This is a genomic window from Streptomyces sp. HUAS MS02 (genome assembly GCF_055702265.1).
This window is the reverse complement of sequence record NZ_CM146747.1, coordinates 2,987,365-3,012,864: the sequence shown is the minus strand read 5'-3', so window position 1 is coordinate 3,012,864 and position 25,500 is coordinate 2,987,365. Positions and strand designations below refer to the sequence as shown.

Sequence of the window (25,500 nt, the reverse complement as noted above, 5' to 3'; positions counted from 1 at the left end):
ATCACGTGCAACCATCGTCGCTACCCGGATGTCCTCCACCGTATGCGTGTATCGCTCCGCGCATCGCTAGGGTGTGAGGCTGTGATGGCCAGCGAGACCTGTGGGGAAGCCCGTGCGTGAATACCTCCTGACGCTCTGCATCACGGCCGCGGTGACGTACCTGCTGACAGGGCCGGTGCGGAAGTTCGCGATCGTGGCCGGAGCCATGCCGGAGATCCGTGCGCGTGACGTCCACCGTGAGCCCACGCCCCGCCTCGGCGGCATCGCGATGTTCTTCGGGCTGTGCGCCGGTCTGCTGGTCGCCGACCATCTGACCAACCTCAGCCAGGTCTTCGCCGAGTCCAACGAACCGCGCGCGCTGCTCTCCGGGGCCGCGCTGATCTGGCTCATCGGCGTCCTGGACGACAAGTTCGAGATCGACGCACTGATCAAGCTCGGCGGCCAGATGATCGCCGCCGGCGTGATGGTCATGCAGGGTCTGACGATCCTGTGGCTGCCCATCCCCAGTGTGGGGATCGTCGCCCTGACCCAGTGGCAGGGCACCCTGCTCACGGTCGCCCTGGTGGTCATCACCATCAACGCGGTCAACTTCGTCGACGGCCTCGACGGTCTCGCGGCCGGCATGGTCTGCATCGCCTCCGCCGCGTTCTTCATGTACGCCTACCGCCTCTGGTACAGCTACGGCATCGAGGCCGCGGCACCCGCCACCCTCTTCGCGGCGGTCCTGATGGGCATGTGCCTGGGCTTCCTGCCGCACAACATGCATCCCGCCCGGATCTTCATGGGCGACTCCGGTTCGATGATGATCGGCCTGGTGCTGGCGGCCGGCGCGATCTCCATCACGGGTCAGGTCGACCCGGACGTGATGAACCTGTACGGCTCGGAGCGCAGCACGGTCTACTCGATGGTGCCGGTCTACATCCCGCTGCTGATGCCGCTGAGCATCCTCGCGATCCCGGCCGCCGACCTGATCCTCGCGATCGTGCGCCGCACCTGGCGGGGCCAGTCGCCGTTCGCCGCGGACCGGGGGCATCTGCACCACCGGCTCCTGGAGGTCGGGCACTCGCACAGCCGGGCCGTGCTGATCATGTACTTCTGGTCCGCGGTGATCGCGTTCGGCACCCTGGCGTACACGGTGAACTCGGCGTCCATGTGGATCGTCCTCGCCATCGCCATGTTCAGCGGGGTCGGCCTCTTCCTCCTGCTGCTGCCCCGCTTCACGCCGCGCGCGCCGCGCTGGGCGGAGCGCTTCGTACCGCCCCGCTACCGCCGCCGGGCGGTCCCGGCGGCCGCCCCGGAGCCCGTCGCCGACTGGACGCCCTCCCTCGACGGCGCGACGGCGATCGGCGGCCGCAGCCACGAACCGGAACGCAGCCCGGCGGGCGCGCGCCGCTGAGCGACGGCTCCGCGCGGAGCCGTGGTCGTCCCACTCGCAGAACCGGCCGGAGGCCGTGCGCGGCACCTCGCGCACGGCCTCCGGCCGTCCGTCGTGAGGGCGGCGGGGCGGGGCACAGCGCTGACGGCAAGGTAAGAATCTGACTAACACTTTGCCGACGCCATGCGAGCCCGTGACGACGCAAAACGGCCTTATACCAGACAAGTCGGCGTGGATTTTGCACAGACGGGCAGCTTCACCCTCATGTGTGACACCTGGCACAGCATTCAGGTAAAGACCTCATCAAATAGTTTGTGATACGGTTCACGAGAACCCGGGACAGAGTCGAAGGACCGCACTGCGACGGTCCGTTGGCGCGAGATTCTCGCTCGCCCCCGGGGTCTACGCTCGTCCATGACGACACCCTGCCCCCTTAGCAAGCGGAGTTGCCGCCATGCCGTCCAATGACGTCCGGACCCTCCTTCAGGCCGCCGTACCCACGGCAGCCGCCGGCGCGATCGCCGCTGTCGTCAGCGGTGTGGTCGTCGGAGGCAAGGGGGCTCTCGGCGCCGTCGTGGCCGCGGTGATCACGATCCTCTTCATGGGAATCGGGCTCTACGTTCTGCAGCGCACTGCCAAATCGCTTCCTCATCTGTTCCAGATGATGGGCCTCATGCTTTACGCGGCACAGATCCTGCTGTTGTTCATCTTTCTGTCCGCGTTCAAGAACACCACGCTGTTCCACCCCAAGGCCTTCGCGTTCACGCTCGTCGGGACCACCCTCGTGTGGATCGCCGCACAGACGCGTGCTCATATGAAGGCCAAGATCCTCTACGTCGAACCCGATGCGCCGACGGGCAACAAGCCCGAAAAATCGGGGCACTCGTCGTGAGGAGTAGGGCCGGGATAAGGGCGTGTGCGAACTCCTGCTATCGTCCGGTGCCAACTGCGGCATCGCGGGCGCGGGCATCTGAGCTGACGCCTGCTCAATCGCGAGGCTTGATGCCCCCCAGCCGCCCCCACATCCGTAACACCAGTCCAGTGCCGACCCGCGGCTGCGCGCCGCGCCGACACAACGAGGTTGCCGTACCCATGCGTCACGCCGAAGGAGCCCGTGGTGAGTGCTGACCAGACCCAGCTCGCCTTTGACTGGAGCTGTCGGATCATGTCCGACAACGGCTGTGGCTTCCCGGCTCCGGGCCTGCACTCGTTCCTCTTCAAGCCGATCGCCACGGTCGGCGGGTTCGAGTTCAACAAGGTGATGCTGCTCGCCCTCGTCACCACCCTCCTGGTGATCACCTTCTTCACCCTCGCCTTCGGCAAGGCCAAGGTGGTCCCGGGCAAGCTGCAGATGATCGGCGAGGCGGGCTACGACTTCGTGCGCCGCGGCATCGTCTACGAGACGCTGGGCCGGAAGGAGGGCGAGAAGTACGTCCCGCTGATGGTCTCGCTGTTCTTCTTCATCTGGATCATGAACATCTGGTCCGTGATCCCGCTGGCCCAGTTCCCGGTGTCGTCGATCATCGCCTACCCGATGGTCCTCGCCCTGGTCGTCTATGTGGTCTGGGTCTCGCTGACCTTCAAGAAGCACGGCTTCGTCGGCTTCTTCAAGAACGTCACCGGCTACGACAAGTCGCTCGGCCCGGTGCTGCCCCTCGTGGTGGTCATCGAGTTCTTCTCGAACCTGCTGGTCCGCCCGTTCACGCACGCGGTGCGACTGTTCGCCAACATGTTCGCCGGCCACCTGATGCTGGTCATGTTCACCGTCGCTTCCTGGTACCTGCTGAACAGCTGGATGATCCCGGCGGCCGGCGTCTCCTTCATCATGACCATCGTCATGATCCTCTTCGAGCTCTTCGTGCAGGCCGTCCAGGCGTACGTCTTCGTGCTCCTCGCCTGCTCGTACATCCAGGGCGCGCTCGCCGAGCACCACTGAGCCCCGCCGCTTCCCAAGCCCCCAAGAACGTCCGGTGGCCAACCCCCGCCGGTCCATGAAAGAGAAGGAAGAATCAGCATGGCTGCCATGGAGACCCTCGCCGCCCTCGAAGGCAACATCGGTTCCGTCGGCTACGGCCTCGCCGCCATCGGCCCCGGCGTCGGCGTCGGCATCATCTTCGGCAACGGCACCCAGGCCCTGGCCCGTCAGCCCGAGGCCGCCGGCCTGATCCGTGCCAACCAGATCCTCGGCTTCGCCTTCTGTGAGGCGCTCGCCCTCATCGGCATCGTCATGCCGTTCGTCTACAACTGACGAACCCTGACGAGCAAACCTTTCAACGAAAGGCACTGATGTGATCGCCAACCTGGTACAGCTGGCGGCCGGGGAAGAGCAGAACCCGCTCGTCCCGCCGGGCCCCGAGCTGCTCGTGGGCGCCATCGCCTTCGCCATCGTGTTCTTCTTCTTCTGGAAGAAGGCGCTCCCGAACATCAACAAGGTTCTGGACGAGCGTCGCGACGCGATCGAGGGCGGTATCGAAGAGGCCGACCGCATGAAGGTCGAGGCCCAGAGCGTGCTGGAGCAGTACAAGGCCCAGCTCGCCGAGGCTCGGCACGAGGCCGCGCGGCTGCGCCAGGAGGCGCAGGAGCAGGGCGCCACGCTCATCGCCGAGATGCGGGCCGAGGGCCAGCGTCAGCGCGAGGAGATCATCGCCGCCGGTCACTCGCAGCTCGAGGCCGACCGCAAGGCCGCCGCTTCGGCGCTGCGTCAGGACGTGGGCAAGCTCGCCACCGACCTGGCCGGCAAGCTCGTCGGCGAGTCCCTCGAGGACCACGCCCGGCAGAGCCGCGTGATCGACCGCTTCCTCGACGACCTCGAGGAGAAGGCCGAGGCCACGCGATGAACGGAGCGAGCCGCGAGGCCCTGGCAGCCGCACGTGAGCGTCTCGACGCGCTGACGGACTCCACGTCCGTGGACGCGGCGCGGCTCGCCGACGAGCTGGCCGCCGTCACCGCTCTGCTCCACCGCGAGGTGTCGCTGCGTCGGGTCCTGACCGACCCGGCGCAGTCCGGCGAGGCCAAGGCCGAGCTGGTCGTCCGCATCCTCGGCGGGCAGGTCGGCTCGACCACCGCCGACCTGGTGTCGGGCCTGGTGCGTTCCCGCTGGTCGCAGCCCCGCGACCTGGTGGACGCGCTGGAGCAGCTGGCCGACATCGCCGACCTCACGGCCGCGCAGCAGTCGGCCACGCTCGACGACGTCGAGGACGAGCTGTTCCGCTTCGGCCGGATCGTCGCCTCGAACACCGGGCTTCGGTCCGCGCTGACCGACCGTGCCGCCGGCGCCTCGGCCAAGGGCGAGCTGCTGCGCAGCCTGCTCGGCGGCCGCGCCAAGGCCACCACCGAGCGTCTGGTGACGCGCCTCGTGACCGCGCCGCGTGGACGTAGCCTGGAGGGGGGACTCGAGTCCCTGTCCAAGCTCGCCGCCGAGCGCCGGGACCGCATGGTCGCCGTCGTCACCTCCGCGGTCCCGCTGAGCGACCCCCAGAAGCGACGCCTCGGCGCCGCCCTGGCGAAGCTCTACGGCCGTCCCATGCACCTCAACCTCGACGTGGACCCCGGCGTCCTCGGCGGGATCCGGGTGCAGGTCGGCGACGAGATCATCAACGGCTCGATCGCGGACCGACTCGAGGACGCCGGCCGCCGCCTGGCGAGCTAGCTCAAACTTCATAGCAGTACGTACGTATTCCTACGGCCCGGTTGGGCCGTGCAGAGGATTCACCTCGTTCAGGGGGGAGTCCGGGAGTTTAGGCATTCCCCCCAAGTGAAACTTCGGGCCCAACAAGGAGAGCAGGGAACCCAGATGGCGGAGCTCACGATCCGGCCGGAGGAGATCCGGGACGCGCTGGAGAACTTCGTCCAGTCGTACAAGCCGGACGCGGCCTCGCGCGAGGAGGTCGGTACGGTCACCCTTGCCGGCGACGGCATCGCGAAGGTCGAGGGTCTTCCCTCGGCCATGGCCAACGAACTGCTGAAGTTCGAGGACGGCACCCTCGGCCTCGCGCTCAACCTGGAAGAGCGCGAGATCGGCGCCATCGTCCTCGGTGAGTTCAGCGGCATCGAGGAGGGTCAGCCGGTCACCCGTACCGGCGAGGTCCTGTCGGTCGCCGTGGGCGAGGGCTACCTCGGCCGCGTCGTCGACCCGCTCGGCAACCCGATCGACGGCCTCGGCGAGATCGAGACCAGCGGTCGTCGTGCCCTGGAGCTGCAGGCCCCGGGCGTCATGGCCCGTAAGTCGGTGCACGAGCCGATGGAGACCGGCTACAAGGCCGTCGACGCGATGACCCCGATCGGCCGCGGTCAGCGTCAGCTGATCATCGGTGACCGCCAGACCGGCAAGACCGCCCTGGCCGTCGACACGATCATCAACCAGCGCGACAACTGGCGCTCGGGTGACGTGAACAAGCAGGTCCGCTGCGTCTACGTCGCCATCGGCCAGAAGGGCTCGACCATCGCGTCGGTCCGCCGCGCGCTGGAGGAGAACGGCGCGCTGGAGTACACGACCATCGTCGCCGCCCCGGCGTCCGACCCGGCCGGCTTCAAGTACCTGGCCCCGTACACCGGTTCGGCCATCGGCCAGCAGTGGATGTACGAGGGCAAGCACGTCCTCATCATCTTCGACGACCTCTCGAAGCAGGCCGACGCCTACCGCGCCGTGTCCCTGCTGCTGCGCCGCCCGCCGGGCCGTGAGGCCTACCCGGGCGACGTCTTCTACCTGCACTCCCGCCTCCTGGAGCGCTGCGCGAAGCTCTCCGACGAGTTGGGCGCGGGCTCGATGACCGGTCTGCCGATCGTCGAGACGAAGGCCAACGACGTCTCGGCGTTCATCCCGACCAACGTCATCTCCATCACCGACGGCCAGTGCTTCCTGGAGTCGGACCTCTTCAACGCCGGTCAGCGTCCCGCGCTGAACGTCGGTATCTCCGTCTCCCGAGTCGGTGGTTCCGCCCAGCACAAGGCGATGAAGCAGGTCTCCGGCCGTCTGCGCGTGGACCTCGCCCAGTTCCGTGAGCTGGAGGCGTTCGCCGCCTTCGGTTCCGACCTGGACGCCGCGTCGAAGGCGCAGCTGGAGCGCGGCCAGCGCATGGTCGAGCTGCTGAAGCAGGCCCAGTACGAGCCGATGTCCACCGAGGACCAGGTCGTCTCCGTGTGGGCCGGCACCACCGGCAAGATGGACGACGTCCCGGTCGCCGACATCCGCCGCTTCGAGAAGGAGCTCCTCGAGTACCTGCACCGCAAGGAGCAGGGCCTCATGACCTCCATCAAGGAGGGCGGCAAGCTCTCGGACGACACGCTGACCGCTGTCGCCGACGCGATCGCCGACTTCAAGAAGCAGTTCGAGACCGCGGACGGCAAGCTGCTCGGCGAGGACGCTCCGGCCGTCAACGTCTCCAAGTGACGTAAGGAAGGGACCTGACTCATGGGAGCTCAGCTCCGGGTCTACAAGCGTCGCATCCGATCCGTCACCGCGACCAAGAAGATCACCAAGGCGATGGAGATGATCGCCGCCTCGCGCGTCGTCAAGGCGCAGCGCAAGGTGGCGGCCTCCACGCCCTACGCGACCGAGCTCACCCGCGCGGTCACGGCGGTGGGCACTGGTTCGAACACCAAGCACCCGCTGACCACGCAGGCCGAGCAGGTCACGCGTTCCGCAGTGCTGCTGCTGACGAGTGACCGCGGTCTCGCCGGTGCCTTCAACTCCAACGCCATCAAGGCCGCGGAGCAGCTGACGGCACGCCTCGAGGCCGAGGGCAAGCAGGTCGACACGTACATCGTCGGCCGCCGCGGTGTCGCCCACTACAACTTCCGCGAGCGCAAGATCGCGGACCAGTGGACCGGCTTCACCGACGAGCCCACGTACGCGGACGCGAAGAAGGTCGCGGGCCCGCTGATCGAGGCCATCGAGAAGGACACGGCGGACGGCGGGGTGGACGAGCTCCACATCGTCTACACCGAGTTCGTCTCGATGATGACGCAGTCGGCGCTCGACGCGCGTCTGCTGCCGCTCAGCCTCGAAGAGGTCGCGGAGGAGGCGCCGAAGGGCGAGATCCTGCCGCTGTACGACTTCGAGCCGTCGGCGGAGGACGTCCTCGACGCCCTGCTGCCGCGCTACGTCGAGAGCCGTATCTACAACGCGCTGCTGCAGTCGGCTGCCTCCAAGCACGCCGCCACCCGCCGCGCGATGAAGTCGGCGACCGACAACGCGGGTGAGCTGATCAACACGCTCTCCCGCCTTGCCAACGCGGCCCGCCAGGCCGAAATCACCCAGGAAATCAGCGAGATCGTCGGTGGCTCCGCAGCCCTTTCCGACGCGACCGCGGGGAGTGACAAGTAATGACGACGACTTCTGAGACGGCCGTTGCCACGGGCCGCGTCGCCCGGGTCATCGGCCCGGTCGTCGACGTGGAGTTCCCCGTCGACGCGATGCCGGAGATCTACAACGCCCTTCATGTCGAGGTGGCCGACCCGGCCAACGCCGGCGAGCTGAAGACGCTGACCCTGGAGGTCGCCCAGCACCTGGGTGACGGCCTGGTCCGCACCATCTCCATGCAGCCCACCGACGGTCTGGTCCGCCAGGCCTCGGTCACCGACACCGGCGCCTCCATCAGCGTGCCGGTCGGCGACTTCACCAAGGGCAAGGTGTTCAACACCCTCGGTGAGGTGCTGAACGTCGACGAGCAGTACACGGGCGAGCGCTGGGGCATCCACCGCCAGGCCCCGAACTTCGACGAGCTCGAGTCGAAGACCGAGATGTTCGAGACCGGCGTCAAGGTCATCGACCTCCTCACCCCGTACGTCAAGGGTGGAAAGATCGGTCTGTTCGGTGGTGCCGGTGTCGGCAAGACGGTGCTCATCCAGGAGATGATCTACCGCGTCGCCAACAACCACGACGGTGTCTCCGTGTTCGCCGGTGTCGGTGAGCGCACCCGTGAGGGCAACGACCTCATCGAGGAGATGTCCGAGTCGGGCGTCATCGACAAGACCGCGCTGGTCTTCGGCCAGATGGACGAGCCCCCGGGCACCCGTCTGCGCGTGGCCCTGGCCGGTCTGACCATGGCGGAGTACTTCCGCGATGTGCAGAAGCAGGACGTGCTGTTCTTCATCGACAACATCTTCCGCTTCACCCAGGCCGGTTCCGAGGTGTCGACCCTGCTCGGCCGTATGCCCTCCGCGGTGGGTTACCAGCCGAACCTGGCCGACGAGATGGGTCTCCTCCAGGAGCGCATCACCTCGACCCGTGGTCACTCGATCACCTCGATGCAGGCGATCTACGTCCCCGCGGACGACCTGACCGACCCGGCCCCGGCCACCACCTTCGCCCACCTCGACGCGACGACGGTGCTCTCCCGTCCGATCTCCGAGAAGGGCATCTACCCGGCCGTGGACCCGCTGGACTCGACGTCCCGCATCCTCGACCCGCGGTACATCGCGGCGGACCACTACACGGCCGCGATGCGCGTGAAGAGCATCCTGCAGAAGTACAAGGACCTGCAGGACATCATCGCGATCCTCGGTATCGACGAGCTCGGCGAGGAGGACAAGCTCGTCGTCCACCGTGCCCGTCGCGTGGAGCGCTTCCTGTCCCAGAACACCCACGTCGCCAAGCAGTTCACCGGCGTCGACGGGTCGGACGTGCCGCTGGACGAGTCGATCGCCGCGTTCAACGCGATCATCGACGGTGAGTACGACCACTTCCCGGAGCAGGCGTTCTTCATGTGCGGTGGTATCGAGGACCTGAAGAAGAACGCGAAGGAGCTCGGCGTCAGCTGACGTCAGGCGCATCGTGATCAGTGGGGGGCGAGGCCACACCTCATGGGGTGCGTCCCGCCCCCCTCTGTACTCCCTCTAGAATTGACCCAACACCCGGCCGAGGCGCCGGGTGGTGACCCGAGGAGCCACCTTGGCTGCTGAGCTGCACGTCGCGCTGGTCGCGGCCGACCGAGAGGTCTGGTCGGGCCAGGCCACCCTGGTCGTCGCGCGGACCACGTCCGGCGACATCGGCGTCATGCCCGGTCACCAGCCGCTGCTCGGTGTGCTGGAGTCGGGCCCGGTGACCATCCGTACGAGTGAGGGCGGCACTGTCGTCGTCGCTGTGCACGGCGGTTTCATCTCGTTCGCGGACAACAAGCTGTCCCTGCTGGCCGAGGTCGCCGAGCTGGCCGACGAGATCGACGTCCAGGGCGCCCAGCGGGAGCTGGAGCGCGCGAAGGCGGAGGGCGACGCCGCCGCCGAGCGCCGCGCGGATGTACGACTGCGTACGGCGGGTGCGCGCTGAGCGCAGACGCCGTGTGATGCTGTACCCCAGCCGCGGCCGGGTCCGGATGTCTTCATCCCGACCTGGCCGCGGCTGAGGCGAATATGGGTGTTTTTTACGTTCCGTTACCTAGGAGACGAGGAGGTCGGTGTCGATGGTCCTCGCTCTGACTGTGTGCGGGTCGGTGATCGCGCTCGTGGTGGTCGGGCTCTTCGTCTTCGGGCTGCGCCGCCGGCTCATCCAGCGTTCCGGGGGCACCTTCGACTGCAGCCTCCGCTGGGACGCCCCGGAGAAACCCGACGGCGACGAGAACGGCAAGGGCTGGGGGTACGGCGTCGCCCGTTACAACGGCGACCGCATCGAGTGGTACCGCGTCTTCTCGTACGCGTTCCGCCCCCGCCGCGTCCTGGAGCGCGCCTCGATCGAGGTGGCCGGGCGTCGCACTCCCGAGGGCGAGGAGGAGCTGGCGCTGCTCTCCGACGCCGTGATCCTCGCGTGTCTGCACCGCGGGACCCGGCTGGAACTGGCGATGAGCGAAGACGCGCTGACCGGTTTCCTCGCGTGGCTGGAGGCAGCCCCGCCCGGCCAGCGAGTGAATGTGGCGTAGCCACTTTCACTCGCTGGGTGGGGGTCCCCCCGGACGAAGTCTGGGGGAGCGTGAACGTCGCGTAGTACTACTTCAGGCCGTTGCTGATCGCGTTCACCAGCTCTCCGTTGGTCGTGTCGCCGCTGAACTCCCAGAAGAAGGCGCCGCCGAGGCCCTGGTTCTTCGCCCAGGTCATCTTTCCGGCGATGGTGGACGGGGTGTCGTAGCTCCACCAGTTGCTGCCGCAGTGGGCGTACGCCGTGCCCGCGATGGTGCCGGTGACCGGGCAGGAGTTCTTCAGGATCTTGTAGTCCTCGATGCCCGCCTCGTAGGTGCCGGGGGCCGCTCCGGTCGCCGTGCCGCCGGGGGCGGACTGGGTGACGCCGGTCCAGCCGCGGCCGTAGAAGCCGATGCCGAGCAGCAGCTTGGCGGACGGGACGCCCTTCGACTTCAGCTTGGCGATGGCGTCGGCCGAGTTGAAGCCGGCCTGCGGGATCCCCGAGTACGAGGTCAGCGGGGAGTGCGGGGCGGTCGGGCCGTCCTTGTCGAAGGCGCCGAAGTAGTCGTACGTCATCACGTTGTACCAGTCGAGGTACTGGGCGGCGCCGCCGTAGTCGGCCGCGTCGATCTTGCCGCCGGAGGAGCCGTCGGCGGTGATGGCCGCGGTGACCAGGTAGTTCGAGCCGAACTCGGCACGCAGTGCCTGGGAGAGGTTGCGGAAGGCCGCCGGGCCCGAGGTGTCGCAGGTCAGACCGCAGGCGTTCGGGTACTCCCAGTCGATGTCGATGCCGTCGAAGACGTCGGCCCAGCGCGGGTCCTCCACGACGGCCTTGCAGGACTTGGCGAACGCGGCCGGGTTCTGCGCGGCCTGGCCGAAGCCGCCGGAGTAGGTCCAGCCGCCGAAGGAGTACAGCACCTTGATGTGCGGGTACTTGGCCTTGAGCTGGCGGAGCTGGTTGAAGTTGCCGCGCAGCGGCTGGTCCCAGGTGTCGGCGACGCCGCTGACGGACTGGTCGGCGGTGTACGCCTTGTCGTAGGCGGCGTAGGTGTCGTCGACGGTGCACTGACCGTTCTTGACGTTGCCGAACGCGTAGTTGATGTGGGTGATCTTGGCGGCGGAGCCCGAGGTGACCAGGTTCTTCACGTGGTAGTTGCGGCCGTAGACGCCCCACTCGGTGAAGTAGCCGAGGTTGATCTTCGAGCCGGGGTTCGGGTTCGTGCCGCCGCCGGTGGTCCGGACGGCCGCCGCGCCGCTGACCGGGCCGGTCTGGTCGGCGGTGTCACGGGCCTGGACGGTGTACGAGTAGTCGGTGCCGGCGGTCAGGCCGGTGTCCGTGTAGGTGGTGCCGGTGACGGTGGCGACCTTGGTGCCCCCGCGCAGGACGTCGTAGTTCTTGACGCCCTTGTCGTCGGTGGCGGCGCGCCAGCTCAGCTTCACCGAGGTGTCGGTGACGTCCGAGGCGGTCGGGGTGCCGGGGGCGGAGGGTGCCGCGTCGCCGGGGACGCTGGGACCGCCGTCACAACTTCCGCCGTTGAGCTTGCAGTTGGCCGGGGAGCCTGAGCCGCTCCCGTTGAAACCGAAGGAGACGGAGGCGCCGGGGGCGAGGGTGCCGTTCCAGGACTTGTTCTTCGCGGTCCAGTGGGTGCCGGAGGAGGTGACGTCCGCGTCCCAGGCGGAGGTGACCGACGTGCCGGAGGGGAAGTCCCACTCGACGGTCCAGGAGCTGATGGTCGTGGTGCCGGTGTTCTTCACCGTCCATTTGCCTTCGAAGCCGGAGCCCCAGTCCTGGGGCTTGGCGTAGGTGGCGGTCGCCTCCGTGGCCGCCTGCGCGGGGGTGGCGAGGCCGACCAGGCCGGCGAGGGGGAGGAGCAGGGTCGCGAGACCCGCTATGGCTCTGTGCCTGAAGCGCATGTGCGCCTCCTTGTGGGGTGTCTTGTTGCATGAGCATGACGTGGCGCAGTGGGCCCGAGAATAGAAAGGTCTGGACCATAGGTCAATGGGTCTGGACCACTGCGCCCACGCCGGACACCCCGGGCGGAGCCGTACCGGGGTCAGACACCCAACTCCTGCGCCAGTACCGCCGCTTGCACGCGGCTGCGCAGATCGAGCTTCCCCAGCAGTCGGCTGACGTGCGTCTTCACCGTCGCCTCGGCCATGTCCAGTCGCCCGGCGATCTCCGCGTTCGACAGCCCCTCGCCCAGGCAGGAGAGGACCTCCCGCTCCCGCCGGGTGAGGGAGTCGAGGACGGACGGATCGACCGCCGGCTCCCGTACGGGCCTGGCGGCGAACTCCGCGATCAGCCGCCGGGTGACCGCGGGGGCGATCAGGCCCTCGCCGCGCCCCACCGCCCGCACGGCCTCGATGAGGTCCCTCGCCTCCGTGTTCTTCAGCAGGAACCCGGCGGCCCCGGCCCGCAGCGCCCCGAACACGTACTCGTCGAGGTCGAAGGTGGTCAGCACGAGGACGTCGGCCAGCCCCTCGGCGACCACCTGCCGGGTCGCCGACACCCCGTCCAGGCGCGGCATCTGCACATCCATCAGCACCAGGTCGGGCCGCAGTTCCCGGGCGAGCGCCACCGCCCGCTCGCCGTCCGCCGCCTCGCCGACCACCTCGATGTCCGGGGCGCTGCGCAGGATGAGCACCAGCCCGGCCCGTACGGCGGACTGGTCCTCGGCGACGAGCACACGGATCATGCGGGTTCTCCTTGGGCGACGGGGAGGGTGGCGCGGACGCTCCAGATCTTGCCGTGCACCGAGCTCTCGGGGCCCGCCTCGAAGGTGCCGCCCAGCAGGGCGACCCGCTCCCGCATCCCGACCAGACCAGCGCCGGAACCGGGCGCGCTCGGCCCGTCACGGTCGCCGTACGGGCTGGTCACGGTGATGTCGAGGGAGCCGTCCGGTTGCCGCAGCAGCACGGAGACCCGGCCGGGGGAGGCGTGCTTGAGGGCGTTGGTGAGCGACTCCTGGACGATGCGGTAGGCCGCCAGCTCGACGGGGGCGGGGAGGGTGGTGGCGTGGTCGGCGTCCAGGGTGACGTCGAGACCGTTGGTGCGGGCGCCCTCGACGAGGGAGCCGAGGCCGTCGAGCGTGGGCGCGGCGGACGGCTCGGTGTCGTCGCTCGAATCCCGCAGGATGCCGATCAGCCGGCGCATCTCGGCGAGCCCCGCGACGCTGTTCTCACGGATGACCCCGAGGGCCTCCTTGGAGGTGTCGGGGTCGTCGAGGGAGAGGGCGGCGGTGGAGTGGATCGCGATCGCCGAGAGATGGTTGGCGACCATGTCGTGCAACTCCCTCGCCATCCGCGCCCGTTCGGAGACGACGGCCTGGGCCCGGTCCATCTCCGCCAGCAGGGCCGTCTGCTCGGCGCGCAGCCGGGCCGCCTCGGCGGCGTCGCGGTGGTTGCGCACGATCCAGCCGGTGGCGGCGGGCATGAGGGAGACCAGACCCACGACCACCCCGATGAGCAGCGCCTCCGGTTTCCGGAAGGCCGCGATCGGGACCACGGTGAAGGCGACGGTCACCAGCCCGGAGACCCAGGGCACCCGGCGGGCCGTGGCGGGCGGGCCGTACAGCACGGCCGCGTAGACCAGGTCGGTGAACATCAGGACCGTGATCAGGTTGCCCTGGGTGATGGTGTCCAGGGTCAGCGCGGCCCATCCCACCAGCAGGGCCGTGCGGGGCATCACGCGTCGCAGCGCCTCGCAGCCCGCCGTCACGACGAGGGGCGGCAGCACCCACCAGTGGCTCTCGAGCACCACGAGGCCGTCGTGGGGTGTGCGGGTGTCGAGGCCGAGGCCCCACAGCAGCAGGCCGCCGAGGAGTCCGGCGGCGGCGATGTACAGGTCCACGCGGTGTGGGCGGGGCGGTCGTACGGCCATGCCCTCCATCCAACACGGGACGGGAGCCCGACGCCTGGTGCCCGGGAACGGTCCCGCACTGCATCTTTCGATGTACCGCGACTTCGTCGCCGCCGACGACGATTCCGCGCGCGACGGCCGGGAGCCTGGAAGGGTGAACGAAAGGAGCGCATCGTGATCGTCGCGTTGATCATCGCCTGCGAGGTCGGTTTCTGGGTGCTGCTGGCCCTGGCTCTGGCCGTCCGCTACCTACTGAAGAAGCGCCGGGCCAGTGTCGTGCTGCTGCTCTGCGAGCCCGTGCTGGAACTGGTGCTGTTCGTCGTGACCGCGATCGACCTGAAGAACGGCGCCGAGCCGAGCTGGGAGCACGGGGTCGCGGCGCTCTACATCGGCTTCACCGTGGGCTACGGCCACTACATGATCCGGTGGCTGGACGGCCACGCGGCGCATCGCCTGGCCGGCGGGCCGAAGCCGGCGGGGCCGCCGAAGTACGGCCTGGCCAGGGCCCGCCACGAGGGCCGGCTCTGGACCCGGACGCTGGTGGCGACCGGGGTGGCGCTGGCCCTGCTCCAGCTGGCCGTCTGGTACGTCGGCGACGACGGGAACGTCGATTCGCTGAGGTCGTTCCAGTGGATCGCCCTGCGGGCCGCCGGCATCCACGGCCTGATCGCCCTCGCCTACACGATCTGGCCGAAGAAGGAGCCGGACACGCGGGGGGACGGGGACCGGGGCTCCCGGGACGGCCGCGACTCCGGGTACGCGAAGGAGAGGATCGGGCGTTGAGTGGCACGCTGGACAGGACGGTCGGCCGGGCGACGAGGAACCTGGTGGAAGGGGTCGCCACCTTCGTGATCGGCCTGCTGCTGTGGCTCTTCACCGAGGGGGTGGAGGTCCCGGTGGTCACCCTGACCAAGGTCGGCGTGGTGATGATGTGCGTGGGAGGCGTCCTCGTCGTCACGGGCCTCTATCGGCGGGCTCGCGGAGCGGCGACCGGCGGGTGACCGTTCCGCGAGAGCCGCTGCTGCTCCGCACCAAGACCGCTGCCGCTCCGCGAAGACCGCTGGCTCCGCGAAGATCGCTGTCGCTTCGTGCGAGCGTGGCCGGGAGTGGCTACCGGTCGCCGCCCGGGACCCACAGCACGTCCCCGACCTCCTTGTTCGCCGTCCTCGCGAGGATGAACAGGAGGTCGGAGAGGCGGTTGAGGTAGGTCGCGGTGAGGGGGTTCATCGCGTCGGCGTGATCCTCCAGCGCGGCCCAGGTCGAGCGCTCGGCGCGCCGGACCACCGTGCAGGCCTGGTGCAGCAGGGCCGCGCCGGGGGTGCCGCCGGGCAGGATGAAGGAGCGCAGCTTCTCCAGCTCCCCGTTGAAGCGGTCGCAGTCCGCCTCCAGCTTGTCGATGTAGAACTGCTCGACCCGCAGGGGCGGGAACTCGGGGTTCTCGACGACGGGCGTGGAGAGGTCGGCGCCCACGTCGAACAGGTCGTTCTGCACCCGTACGAGGACCTTGACGACCTCCTCGTCCAGGCCGCCCAGCGCGATCGCCGTCCCGATCGCCGCGTTGGCCTCGTTGGTGTCCGCGTACGCCGAGATCCGCGGATCGGTCTTGGGCACCCGGCTCATGTCGCCGAGGTTGGTGGTGCCCTGGTCGCCGGTCCTGGTGTAGATGCGCGTCAGATTGACCATGTGACCAGCGTAGTTACGCCCCGGCCGTCCGGACGACCTGTGTGCCCACTGTCACGGAGGTCGTTGTGGGGGAGGGGGCCGCCGGGACGTCGCCCGGCCGTCCTCAGGCAACCAGGGGGCGAGGGGCGGCGAGACCCGGCGGTACATCGGTGGGCGGTGGGCCGAGGAGGAGTCCCGAGTTCTGCTGGGTGCGCGTCGATCGAGCCGCCGTGCCGGGGGCGCGCTCGATGCCGATCGTCTCTCTCGCTGATCGCCGGTCAGATCGCCTGGGTCCAGCGGACGGTGATGGCCGTCAGGAGGCGCGAGAGGCGCCCCGGGAACAATTCGGGCGAAGTATCCCGAGAGGTGCTCCTTCTCCTGGGTCGCGTGGAGGGGCTGTTGGGCGAGGAGGTGCTCAACTGCGCCGCATGCCCCTTCGCGTGGGTGCCGCCGGTGTGATGTCCGTCTGTTGAGACGTGACTCGCGTTACTAAGCGGTCACACGGCCCCTCACGGGCGCTAGTGTCCGCCGGAGAGGCAACACATCAACAGCGTGTACCAGGGGAGTCGCACAGTGGCACGGAAGCTCGCCGTGATCGGAGCCGGACTCATGGGGTCCGGGATCGCCCAGGTGTCCGCGCAGGCGGGCTGGGACGTCGTCCTGCGCGACGTCACCGACGAGGCGCTCAACCGTGGCATCGGCGGCATCGAGGCGTCGTACGACAAGTTCGTGAGCAAGGGGAAGTTGGCGGCCGGGGACGCCGAGGCGGCGCTGGGGCGGATCACCGCCACCACCGACCTCGACGCGGCGGCCGACGCGGACATCGTCGTCGAGGCCGTCTTCGAGAAGCTGGAGGTGAAGCACGAGATCTTCCGGGCGCTCGACAAGGTCGTCCGCGAGGACACCGTGCTCGCCTCGAACACCTCCGCCATCCCGATCACCAAGATCGCGGCGGCCACCGAGCGGCCCGAGCGGGTCGTCGGCGTCCACTTCTTCTCGCCGGTGCCGATGATGCAACTCTGCGAACTGGTGCGCGGCTACAAGACGAGTGACGAGACGCTCGCCACCGCGCGGGAGTTCGCCGAGTCGGTCGGCAAGACCTGCATCGTCGTCAACCGTGACGTCGCCGGGTTCGTGACGACCCGTCTCATCTCCGCCCTCGTCGTCGAGGCGGCGAAGCTGTACGAGTCGGGTGTCGCCACCGCCGAGGACATCGACCTCGCCTGCAAGCTGGGCTTCGGCCACGCGATGGGGCCCCTGGCCACGGCCGATCTGACGGGCGTGGACATCCTGTTGCACGCCACGAGCAACATCTACACCGAGTCGCAGGACGAGAAGTTCGCCCCTCCGGAGCTGATGCGCCGGATGGTGGACGCCGGTGACATCGGACGCAAGAGCGGGCAGGGCTTCTACACCTACTGACGCGGATCCGGCTGACGCCGGCCCACGCGTCACGGGCGGCCCCTCCCACGCATGTGAACGCATGAGCCTCTCCGGCTTCACCCCTTGAGGTGAATTCGGTATCGGTTCGCTCACAGACGGCAACCTGTCGGTGTCAAACGCCGTCAGACGTTGCATCACCCACATCACGGAGTACGAGACGCACTCACGGGGAGCGCTTATGTACATCAGGGGCGACCACGCCGAGCTGGTCGTCGGGGGCCGCCTCGACGTACGCAGCGCGGCGGACGCCCGTACGGTCCTGCACTCGGCCGTCGACGACGGAGCCGGCGACCTGGTGCTCGACCTGTCAGAGCTGGACTCCTGGGACGCCACCGGACTCGGGGTGATCATGGGAGCCCACCGGCGGGCGGGGCGGTGCGGACGGCGGCTCGTGCTGCGCGATGTGCCGCCGCAGATGCAGCGGCTGCTCGTGGCCACCCGGCTGCACCGCATCCTCGCGATCGAGGGCGGAATCGGTCTGGAGTCACTGCCCCGCGTGTGAACGCGTGTGCGGGTTCGTACGTATGGCTCCGTGTGTGCGGGACACCCGGTCGGCATGACCCTCCGGTCGGCCTGACCCCTCCGGTCGTCATGGGGGTCATGAGACCTGGTGGACCAGTGCGGACCATGAGGGCGAAACGCACCACGCTCGCAATCCTCACGAGACTGTGATGTCTCGGACGGCGCGGGACCCCGGACTGTCGGAGATACTGTGCGAAGGTTTAGGGTTCGGCTGCCCGCTGCCAGCTACCCTCGAGCGGGCTCCGGACCAGAAGCGACAGCGCGGTGTGCGACACGGCCGGGAGGGGCTCCAGCACACGAGACGCTTTTGGGGGGCTAGGACCGATGGACCCGAACAACCGGGGACCCGAAGAGTACGGCCATGACGACGCACAGGCGCCGAACAAGCGTCCGCCACGGGACGCGCTGACGCAGGACTTCGACCGGCACGCCCCGGCGCTCGCCCGCACCGTCCAGCTCGTCTCGGGCGACTTCCTGCTGACCGTCAACCCCGTCGACGGCAGCGAGATAGAGAACTGCCCGCCGGGCGAACTGCCTGGTCAGCTCGTGAAGCACACACCCGCCGAGCGTGCCGCCGCCGACCGCGCCGCCCGGCCGCCGGTGCCCCCGGGCCCCTCGCTGCCCCAGCTGCCCCTGCTCCAGCGCGACGAGGAGAGAGCACGGCTCGTACGGCTGCTCGCACGCGGCCGCTCCGTGCGCCTCACCGGAGCCCCCGGCTCCGGTCGCACCACGCTCCTCGACGCGGTCGCCGAGGACTGCGCGGATCTGGCCCCCGACGGCGTCGTCCGGCTGAGCGGTTTCCGGCGCACGGTCGACGACCTGCTGTACGAACTGTTCGCAGCCGTGTACAGCACACCCCTGTTCCGGCCCGCCCGGCAGCAGATCCTCGACATCGTGAAGGACATCGGCGCGGTCGTCGTCCTGGACGACCTGGAGTTCGGCGGGATCGCGCTCGACGAACTGCTCGACGCCACCCCCGAGTGCGCCTTCCTGATCGCCGCCACCCCCGACATCCCGCTGCCCTCCAACGACGCGCCCCTGGAGGAGATCCTCCTCGGCGGCCTCGACCGCGTCGGCAGCGAACAGCTTCTGGAGCGTGCCGTCGGGCGGCCCCTCACCGAGGACGAGTCGAACTGGGCCGGTGACCTCTGGTTCGAGTCCGAGGGCCTGCCGCTGCGCTTCACCCAGGCCGGCGCGCTGCTCAGGCAGCGGGACCGGCAGCGGGCCGGTGCGGACGCCGTCGACGAGTTCGGGGTCTTCCAGGAGGCACCACCCGTCGCCATGCCCGTCGACGCCGTCCCGGACGGGCACGACCTGCCCCTGCCGTCGCTCGCCGAGGGGGCCGCGCCCGCCGCGCTGCTCGCCTCCCGGCTGAGTGCCTCGGCCCGCGAGACCCTCAGGTTCGCCGTCGCGCTCGACGGCGAGATCCCGCACCAGGCCCACCTGCCCGCCCTGGTGGGCGACACCCACGCCGACGCCGCTCTCGGCGAACTGGTCGGCTGCGCCCTGGTGACACCTGTCGGCGCCCGCTACCGGCTCGCCGCCGGGGTGCGGACACAGCTGGAGGCCGCCGGGTACGCCGACGACACGGAGGCGCGCGCCCACACCGCCGCCCAGCACTACGCCTGGTGGGCCGGGCACCCCTCGGTCACCCCCGAGCGGGTCTCGGCCGAGGCGGACGCCGTCCTGGCCGCCCTCACCGCGCTCGTGCCGACGACGGTCCCGCCCGGCGAGGACGAGGAGAGCGCCGCCGTGGTGCTGGCCCGGCAGGCGGCGCCCGCGTTCGCCGCCGGGCTGCGCTGGAACGCCTGGGAGCGTTCGCTGCGGGCCGGCGCCGAGGCGGCCGGTCTCGCCGGTGAGACCGGCGAGCAGGCCTACTTCCATCACGAGCTGGGCGTCCTCGCGCTCTGCTCCGGGCAGCTGGAGCGGGCCCGGGCGGAGCTGGAGTCCTCCATCGGGCTGCGCAACGTCCTCGCCGACAAGCGCGGCACCGTCGCCGGACGCCGGGCCCTCGCCCTGGTCGCCGACCGCTCCGGGGCGACACCGCCCGGCGGGCGCACGGCGGCGGGGGAGGAGGTGCCGGACGCCCGTCACGAGGAGTCGGCCTCCCCGCCCGGGGGCGTGCCGTCCGCGTACCCGCCGGCCGGCTCGACCGGTGCGGGACTCGGTGCGGCGGGCCTCGGCGCGGTCGGCTACGGGGCCACGGCGTCGAGCGGGGCCGGTTTCGGTACGCCGACCGGACCGGGGGCGTGGGGATCGGGCGCGGCCGGGAACGGCGGAGCCGCCTCGGCACCGGCGGCCAAGGACACGACGCTCGTCACCCAGCGGGCCGGCTCCACGTCGCCCGCGCACCGGCTGAGCAGTCTCAAGGGCCTGGTCGGCGGTGCCCGGCGGAACATGGTCGCTGCGGGTGCGGGTGCGCTCCTGGCGGCCGTGCTGGGTACCGTCGTGACCCTCGGCGCGACCTCCGACCGCAACGGGGACACCCCGGCCGAGCGGGTCGGCGTCAACCCGTCCGCCAGCGAGGGCACCGACGACGGTGGCCTCGTCGCGGACCGCCCCAAGGCCGGGGACGAGGACGACACCCCGGGCGCCCTGCCCGAACCGACGGATCCGGGCCCCGACGGCACCTACGGCACGTCGGACGACCCGACGCCGACCGACACGGCGGGGCCGTCGGACGACCCGAGCGGGACGAAGGGGCCGTCGGGCAAGCCGACGCCGTCCCCGTCGAAGACCTCGCCGAAGCCGACGCCGTCCGACGATCCGACGACGGACCCCACCGGCGATCCGACGGGCGACCCCACGGGCGATCCGACGGGCGACCCCACCGGTGACCCGACGACGGACCCCACCGGTGACCCGACGGGCGATCCGACCGGCGGCCCGCCGCCCGGCACCACCGACACCGCGACCGCTCCCACGGCGGGCGGCACCACGGCGAGCGACCCCGGGCCTCCGGCCGACACGGTGGCCTGACGGCTAGGGATTGGGCTGTCTCCCACGTGGACGAGATGTTCTCGCGGGAGACGGAGGGCCGGTTGGCCGGGCGGAGCATCGACGCGGACCCTGCTGGCCTCGGAGCGGGGCCGACGTGCCGGCCACCGCGCCTCGCGGGTACGGCCACGGGCCCTCGCGGGTAAGGCGACGGGCCCTTGAGAGGACGGCGACTGGGCTCGCGGGGACGGCGGCCTCACGGAGTTGACCTCGCCCGCCGGGACTGCGGCCGCCCGCGGCCCTCCGCGCCCGCCCGCGGCAGGAATGGGTGGACGGTCCGGACCTCGCGGGAAGGGCGAACGGGCCTGCGGGGTCGGCCACCGCTCTCGCCGGGACGGCTCAGTCGTCGGGCGGTGTCGTCGCCGCCGGACGCGGGTGGCGGGGGATGGCGAGGGCGCACAGGGCGCCGCCGAGGACCACGGCCACGCCGACCCACACCGCGGGCTGCAGACCGTCGACGAACTCCTGCGGGGTGCGCGTGCTGCCGTGCGCCACGAACACGGTGCTGAGCACGGCGATGCCGAGCGCGCCGCCGATCTCGCGGACGGTGCTGTTGGCGCCGGACGCCTTCCCGGCGTGCTCCTTGGCGACCGAGCCGAGGACGACCGCGGCGGTGGGGGCGAAGACGAAGCCCATGCCGATGCCCGCCACGATCATCGGGCCGACCAGGGCGGAGTAGGCCGTGTCGGTGTCCGCGACCAGGTTGATCCAGCCCAGCCCCACGCCCTGGAGGAACAGGCCGAGCGCCATCAGACGGCCACCGCCGACCTTGTCGGTGAGGAGCCCGGCGACCGGGGCGACGAACATCGGCATGAGGGTCCAGGCGAGGGTGCGGACGCCGGCTTCCAGCGGGGTGCGCGGAGGCACCAGCTGGAGGTACTGGGCCAGCAGGAACAGGGAGCCGAAGACGCCGAAGTACATCGCCGCCGAGACGATGTTGGTGAGGGTGAAGGCACGCACCCGGTAGAAGGACAGCGGCAGCATGGGGTCGGCGGACCGGGCCTCCCAGGCGACGAACGCGACCAGCAGCACGCCGCCGCCCGCGAAGGCGCCCAGGACCCTCGTCGAGGTCCAGCCGTCGGGCTCACCGTGCACGATCGCCCACACCACGGCGCACAGTCCGGCCGCGGCCAGCAGCATGCCGACCGGGTCGAGGCGCGAGCCGGGCAGCGAGCTCTCCCGCAGGGCGATCAGGACGAGGGGTATGGCGACCAGGCACACCGGCACGTTGATCCAGAAGATCCACCGCCAGTCGAGGCCGTCGACCACCGCGCCGCCCACGACGGGGCCCATGGCCACGGCCAGGCCGCTCACTCCGGACCAGATGCCGAGCGCCATGCCGCGCAGGCGCTCGGGGACCGCCTGGGAGAGCAGGGTCAGCGACAGCGGCATGACAGCGGCGGCGCCGAAGCCCTGGAGGGTGCGGTAGGTGATCAGCTGGGCGCTGGTGTCGGACAGGCCGCAGCCGATGGAGGCCAGCGTGAACGCGGCGATGCCGGCGACGAAGACCGTGCGGCGGCCGAACCGGTCGCCGAGCGCCGCGCCGGTCATCAACAGACAGGCGAAGCTCAGGACGTAGGCGTTGACGAACCACTGGAGCTGCTGGGTGTTCGCCTCCAGGTCGACTGCCAGGGTCCGCAGGGCCGTGGAGACGACGAGGTTGTCGAGCGCGACCATGAACATGGGCAGACTGCACGCGACGACGGCGAGCCACAGGGGTGCGCGCCGCTCGCCGGAGACGGCCGGCTCCGGGGCGGGACTGTCGAGAACCGCGTTCTGCTCGGACAACGTCATGGTGGGTCTCTCCTGGGGGAGGGGCGCGAAGGGCTCGGCCGGTGGGGATCAGGAACCGGGGGTCAGGAACGGCTCCGCGCCTGCTCCTCGGCGAGGCGGCGGCGGGCGTCCGACCAGGCGATGGGCAGATCGGCCGCGGGGGCCTGCCAGAAGGTGAAGACCGAGTCCTTCATCGTGGGCCGCAGGCCGTTCATGATCGACCGGTGCGGTTCGGTCCTCGCGTACGCGTAGAGCGCGTCCCTGTCCTCCCATGCCGACAAGGTCCAGAAGGTGCGCTTCAGGGGCTCGGCGATCAGGGAGGCGCCGTAGGCCCCGGGGGTGCCGGAGACCTGTTTCCACGCGGACAGGGACTGGAGGAAGAAGCGCGGTACGTCCTTGAACGAGCGGACCTCCAGTCGGGAGGCCATGACGAACGCCTCGGTGTCCGGTGCGGGGGTGCTGACCGTGGTCCAGCGCAGGGTGGGCATGGCTGTGGCCCTCTCCGGAGAGATGTTGGATACCTTCACTATCTATGTTAGACAGTGAAGGTATCCAACTTCTAGTGCGGGGGACGACCGATGCGTATCTCCGAGCTGAGCCGCCGCAGCGGAGTCTCCGTCGCGACGATCAAGTACTACCTCCGTGAGGGGCTGCTCCCGACCGGGCGGCAGATCTCGGCGACGCAGGCCGAGTACGACGAGAGCCATGTGCGTCGGCTTCGGCTGATCCGTGCGCTGATCGGGGTCCGGGGGCTGTCCGTCAGCACCACCCGGGAGCTCCTGGGCGCCCTGGCGGAGCACGCCGGGGACACCCACGTCCAACTCGGGCTGGCCCTCGGGGCCATCAGGCTCGCGGAGGAGTCCGCCGAGGCCCACTCGGAGACCGGGAACGTCGACGCCCTGGTCGAGGAACTGGGATGGAACGTGCACGAGGCCGCCCCCGCCCGCGCGGTCCTCGCCGAGACCCTGTCCACGCTGCGCACCCTGGGCGCCCCGCTCGACTGGCAGGTGCTGCTGCCGTACGCCCGGCTCGCTGAGCGCACCGCGACCCTCGACCTCGACCAACTCGACGGGATCGAGGACCCGTTGGAGGCCGCCGAGCGCGCCCTGCTGCTGACCGTCCTCCTGGAGCCCGCGCTGCTCGCGCTGCGGCGCATGGCCCAGGAGAACGAGTCGGCCCGCCGGTACGCCGGAGACTAGGGCCCCATCTCGCGGAGCGGTTGGGCGGCGGCCTCGCGGCCGGAGGGGGACGCGGCCCGGTCTGCTGCGTCCCGGTGCGCGACAGTCAGGGCGCCGGTGGTCGCCGCCGTGCGCGCGGCGGGGCCCGAGGGGGGCATCCGGGGCATCCGTCCCACGTGGGTGGTGCCCCTCGTCCGGGCGGCGGCCGACGCCATCTCCCGTGCCATGAGGTCCCAGGGGCAGGGGCAGGGGCAGGGGCAGGGGCAGGGGGCAGGAGGGGGTAGGGGCCGCCGGGGGGACAGGGGCAGCCGGGGCCGCCGGGCGTTCCCCGGGCGGCGCCGGCGACCGCCCTAGAACAGACGCAGCTTGTCGTCCTCGATGCCGCGCAGGGCGTTGTAGTCGAGGACCGCGCAGCCGATGCCGCGGTCGGTGGCGAGGACCCGCGCCTGGGGCTTGATCTCCTGGGCGGCGAAGATGCCGCGGACCGGCGCGAGATGCGGGTCGCGGTTCAACAGCTCCAGATAACGCGTGAGTTGCTCGACGCCGTCGATCTCACCGCGCCGCTTGATCTCCACCGCCACGGTCGCGCCGTCGGCGTCCCGGCACAGGATGTCGACGGGGCCGATCGCCGTCATGTATTCGCGGCGGATCAGGGTGTAGCCCTCGCCCAGGGTCTCGATACGGTCGGCGAGGAGTTCCTGCAGATGCGCCTCGACGCCGTCCTTGATCAGCCCGGGGTCCACACCCAGCTCGTGCGAGGAGTCGTGGAGGACCTCCTCCATCGTGATGATGAGCTTCTCGCCCGCCTTGTTGATGACGGTCCAGACGCCCTGCTCGTCCCCGGAACCCTCCTTCAGGGTGCAGGGCGGCGACATCCAGTTGAGGGGCTTGTAGGCCCGGTCGTCCGCGTGGATCGAGACGCTGCCGTCCGCCTTCACCAGGATCAGGCGGGGGGCCGAGGGGAGATGGGCGGTGAGCCGGCCCGCGTAGTCGACGGAGCAACGGGCAATGACGAGACGCATGGTCGGCAACGCTACTCGACGCCGACGGGTGCGCGCGATTCGACCGCCGCATCAGCCCACGCCCGAGTCCCCTCCTTTCCCGGCGCGCCCCGGCGGGCACCGTGCGGCGCGTGCGACAGGCCCGGCGCCCCCGCCCGGCGCCTGTCGCACTCCGTCACGCCCTCCCGCCTCTCACGTGGGCCTTCGTCGTCCCCCGGCATGTGCCGCTGTCAACTCCTGTTCGGCATTGGCTGATTGTGTGCGTCACAGGCCCTGTCGGTGCGCGCAATCTCCTGGTGCGGTCACGTGCGGTTGCTTACCGTAGAAACTGGAGGTCGCGAAGCGTGCACTCTGCGTGTTCGCCGACCCGATCTCCGCCCTGTCCGTCAACCCCTGTTGTCGTGGGGGTGCGAGAGGAGAACCCATGTCGCTCGACGTCTCACCGGCCCTACTCGAACAGGCCGAGCGAGGCGAGGTCGACGAAGCCGCCTTCGTCGACTGCGTCCGGACCTCCCTGCCTTACGCGTGGGAGATGATCAGCTCTCTGGTGGCCCAGCTGAAGGTCGACGGCGGAGAGTTCGCCGACAACCAGACGCCCCCGCCGGACGAGCAGGCGCGCGGGCAGTTGCTGCGCGCGCTCGCCAGTGACGCGATTCGCGGCGCGCTGCAGCGGCACTTCGGTGTACGGCTGGCCTTCCAGAACTGCCACCGGGTGGCGGTGTTCCCACTGGACCCGTCCGTGGACGACAGGCTGGCCCGCTTCACCTCGATCCGCGGCCAGCTCCTCAACCAGTCCCCGGAACTCCGGGACTGCTAAGGGCATGACGCGCCACAGCTTGCCGCTCCCATCGCGGGAGGTGC

General features: G+C 70.1%; 25 protein-coding genes. 18 read left to right on the top strand and 7 right to left on the bottom strand.

All coding sequences use genetic code 11. The annotated features are described in order from the left end of the window. Positions 1-112 precede the first annotated feature (112 nt). The 11 genes from ACZ9QC_RS12640 (at position 113) to ACZ9QC_RS12590 (ending at position 10,227) form a co-directional block, all read left to right on the top strand. Positions 113-1,396, top strand: coding sequence for an MraY family glycosyltransferase (locus ACZ9QC_RS12640; protein WP_472920241.1), 1,284 nt, complete (start codon positions 113-115; stop codon positions 1,394-1,396). 433 nt (positions 1,397-1,829) lie between these two features. Next, the gene (locus tag ACZ9QC_RS12635) at positions 1,830-2,267 is read left to right on the top strand and encodes a hypothetical protein (protein WP_472920240.1); all 438 of its coding nucleotides are present in this window, start codon (positions 1,830-1,832) and stop codon (positions 2,265-2,267) included. A gap of 273 nt (positions 2,268-2,540) precedes the next feature. Then, complete coding sequence (gene atpB, locus ACZ9QC_RS12630) at positions 2,541-3,311, top strand: F0F1 ATP synthase subunit A (protein ID WP_217177345.1); 771 nt, start codon at positions 2,541-2,543, stop codon at positions 3,309-3,311. 78 nt (positions 3,312-3,389) lie between these two features. Beyond that, a complete protein-coding gene (atpE, locus tag ACZ9QC_RS12625; protein ID WP_013000660.1) occupies positions 3,390-3,623 on the top strand; it encodes an ATP synthase F0 subunit C in 234 nt (77 codons plus the stop codon). A 40-nt stretch (positions 3,624-3,663) separates the two neighbouring features. Continuing rightward, positions 3,664-4,212 (top strand): F0F1 ATP synthase subunit B, encoded by a 549-nt coding sequence (locus ACZ9QC_RS12620; protein ID WP_472920239.1) that lies wholly within the window; start codon positions 3,664-3,666, stop codon positions 4,210-4,212. Next, positions 4,209-5,024: a F0F1 ATP synthase subunit delta gene (locus tag ACZ9QC_RS12615; RefSeq protein ID WP_472920238.1), complete on the top strand. Its 816-nt coding sequence runs from the start codon at positions 4,209-4,211 to the stop codon at positions 5,022-5,024. The genes ACZ9QC_RS12620 and ACZ9QC_RS12615 overlap by 4 nt, the downstream gene beginning before the upstream one ends. Positions 5,025-5,168: 144 nt before the next feature. Next, positions 5,169-6,764 carry a F0F1 ATP synthase subunit alpha gene (atpA, locus tag ACZ9QC_RS12610; RefSeq protein WP_472920237.1) on the top strand — a complete coding sequence of 532 codons (1,596 nt, stop codon included), beginning with the start codon at positions 5,169-5,171 and terminating at the stop codon, positions 6,762-6,764. 21 nt (positions 6,765-6,785) lie between these two features. Next, entirely contained in the window at positions 6,786-7,700 is a 915-nt protein-coding gene (locus ACZ9QC_RS12605; RefSeq protein WP_472920236.1) for a F0F1 ATP synthase subunit gamma, read from the top strand. Further along, on the top strand, positions 7,700-9,136 hold the full coding sequence (atpD, locus tag ACZ9QC_RS12600) for a F0F1 ATP synthase subunit beta (RefSeq protein ID WP_472920235.1): 1,437 nt from the start codon (positions 7,700-7,702) through the stop codon (positions 9,134-9,136). Before ACZ9QC_RS12605 ends, atpD begins: the two co-directional genes overlap by 1 nt. A gap of 130 nt (positions 9,137-9,266) precedes the next feature. After that, on the top strand, positions 9,267-9,641 hold the full coding sequence (locus tag ACZ9QC_RS12595; protein WP_033526509.1) for a F0F1 ATP synthase subunit epsilon: 375 nt from the start codon (positions 9,267-9,269) through the stop codon (positions 9,639-9,641). A 133-nt stretch (positions 9,642-9,774) separates the two neighbouring features. Then, on the top strand, positions 9,775-10,227 hold the full coding sequence (locus ACZ9QC_RS12590) for a DUF2550 domain-containing protein (protein WP_472920234.1): 453 nt from the start codon (positions 9,775-9,777) through the stop codon (positions 10,225-10,227). Between the two features lie 67 nt (positions 10,228-10,294). On the opposite strand, the gene ACZ9QC_RS12585 is transcribed toward ACZ9QC_RS12590, so the two are convergent. The 3 genes from ACZ9QC_RS12585 to ACZ9QC_RS12575 form a co-directional block, all read right to left on the bottom strand. Beyond that, the gene (locus ACZ9QC_RS12585) at positions 10,295-12,118 is read right to left on the bottom strand and encodes a glycosyl hydrolase family 18 protein (RefSeq protein ID WP_472920233.1); all 1,824 of its coding nucleotides are present in this window, start codon (positions 12,116-12,118) and stop codon (positions 10,295-10,297) included. A gap of 140 nt (positions 12,119-12,258) precedes the next feature. Next, the gene (locus ACZ9QC_RS12580; protein WP_005480228.1) at positions 12,259-12,900 is read right to left on the bottom strand and encodes a response regulator; all 642 of its coding nucleotides are present in this window, start codon (positions 12,898-12,900) and stop codon (positions 12,259-12,261) included. Next, on the bottom strand, positions 12,897-14,084 hold the full coding sequence (locus ACZ9QC_RS12575) for a sensor histidine kinase (protein WP_472920232.1): 1,188 nt from the start codon (positions 14,082-14,084) through the stop codon (positions 12,897-12,899). The genes ACZ9QC_RS12580 and ACZ9QC_RS12575 overlap by 4 nt, the downstream gene beginning before the upstream one ends. A gap of 153 nt (positions 14,085-14,237) precedes the next feature. On the opposite strand from ACZ9QC_RS12575, the gene ACZ9QC_RS12570 reads away from it, so the two are divergent. Both ACZ9QC_RS12570 and ACZ9QC_RS12565 read left to right on the top strand, forming a co-directional pair. After that, positions 14,238-14,846, top strand: a complete 609-nt coding sequence (locus ACZ9QC_RS12570) for a hypothetical protein (RefSeq protein WP_472920231.1) — start codon at positions 14,238-14,240, stop codon at positions 14,844-14,846. Further along, positions 14,843-15,064, top strand: a complete 222-nt coding sequence (locus ACZ9QC_RS12565; protein WP_472920230.1) for a DUF5708 family protein — start codon at positions 14,843-14,845, stop codon at positions 15,062-15,064. The genes ACZ9QC_RS12570 and ACZ9QC_RS12565 overlap by 4 nt, the downstream gene beginning before the upstream one ends. A gap of 109 nt (positions 15,065-15,173) precedes the next feature. On the opposite strand, the gene ACZ9QC_RS12560 is transcribed toward ACZ9QC_RS12565, so the two are convergent. Then, entirely contained in the window at positions 15,174-15,746 is a 573-nt protein-coding gene (locus ACZ9QC_RS12560; RefSeq protein WP_467300126.1) for a cob(I)yrinic acid a,c-diamide adenosyltransferase, read from the bottom strand. 552 nt (positions 15,747-16,298) lie between these two features. Between ACZ9QC_RS12560 and ACZ9QC_RS12555 the strand changes: the two genes are divergently transcribed. From ACZ9QC_RS12555 to ACZ9QC_RS12545, 3 genes are all read left to right on the top strand, one after another. Next, a complete protein-coding gene (locus ACZ9QC_RS12555) occupies positions 16,299-17,147 on the top strand; it encodes a 3-hydroxyacyl-CoA dehydrogenase family protein (RefSeq protein WP_472920229.1) in 849 nt (282 codons plus the stop codon). A 199-nt stretch (positions 17,148-17,346) separates the two neighbouring features. Next, positions 17,347-17,670 (top strand): STAS domain-containing protein, encoded by a 324-nt coding sequence (locus tag ACZ9QC_RS12550; RefSeq protein ID WP_033526497.1) that lies wholly within the window; start codon positions 17,347-17,349, stop codon positions 17,668-17,670. 344 nt (positions 17,671-18,014) lie between these two features. Continuing rightward, positions 18,015-20,669, top strand: a complete 2,655-nt coding sequence (locus ACZ9QC_RS12545; RefSeq protein ID WP_472920228.1) for an ATP-binding protein — start codon at positions 18,015-18,017, stop codon at positions 20,667-20,669. Positions 20,670-21,026: 357 nt separating this feature from the next. On the opposite strand, the gene ACZ9QC_RS12540 is transcribed toward ACZ9QC_RS12545, so the two are convergent. Then, on the bottom strand, positions 21,027-22,481 hold the full coding sequence (locus ACZ9QC_RS12540; protein ID WP_472920227.1) for an MFS transporter: 1,455 nt from the start codon (positions 22,479-22,481) through the stop codon (positions 21,027-21,029). Positions 22,482-22,543: 62 nt separating this feature from the next. Continuing rightward, a complete protein-coding gene (locus ACZ9QC_RS12535) occupies positions 22,544-22,948 on the bottom strand; it encodes a DUF3291 domain-containing protein (RefSeq protein ID WP_472920226.1) in 405 nt (134 codons plus the stop codon). Between the two features lie 90 nt (positions 22,949-23,038). Between ACZ9QC_RS12535 and ACZ9QC_RS12530 the strand changes: the two genes are divergently transcribed. Next, positions 23,039-23,659, top strand: coding sequence for a MerR family transcriptional regulator (locus tag ACZ9QC_RS12530; protein WP_472920225.1), 621 nt, complete (start codon positions 23,039-23,041; stop codon positions 23,657-23,659). Between the two features lie 329 nt (positions 23,660-23,988). Here ACZ9QC_RS12530 and nucS read toward each other — a convergent pair whose 3' ends face one another. Beyond that, positions 23,989-24,660 carry an endonuclease NucS gene (gene nucS, locus ACZ9QC_RS12525; RefSeq protein ID WP_472920224.1) on the bottom strand — a complete coding sequence of 224 codons (672 nt, stop codon included), beginning with the start codon at positions 24,658-24,660 and terminating at the stop codon, positions 23,989-23,991. A gap of 403 nt (positions 24,661-25,063) precedes the next feature. Between nucS and ACZ9QC_RS12520 the strand changes: the two genes are divergently transcribed. Next, a complete protein-coding gene (locus ACZ9QC_RS12520) occupies positions 25,064-25,456 on the top strand; it encodes an SCO5389 family protein (protein WP_005480204.1) in 393 nt (130 codons plus the stop codon). The last annotated feature ends 44 nt before the right edge of the window (positions 25,457-25,500 follow it).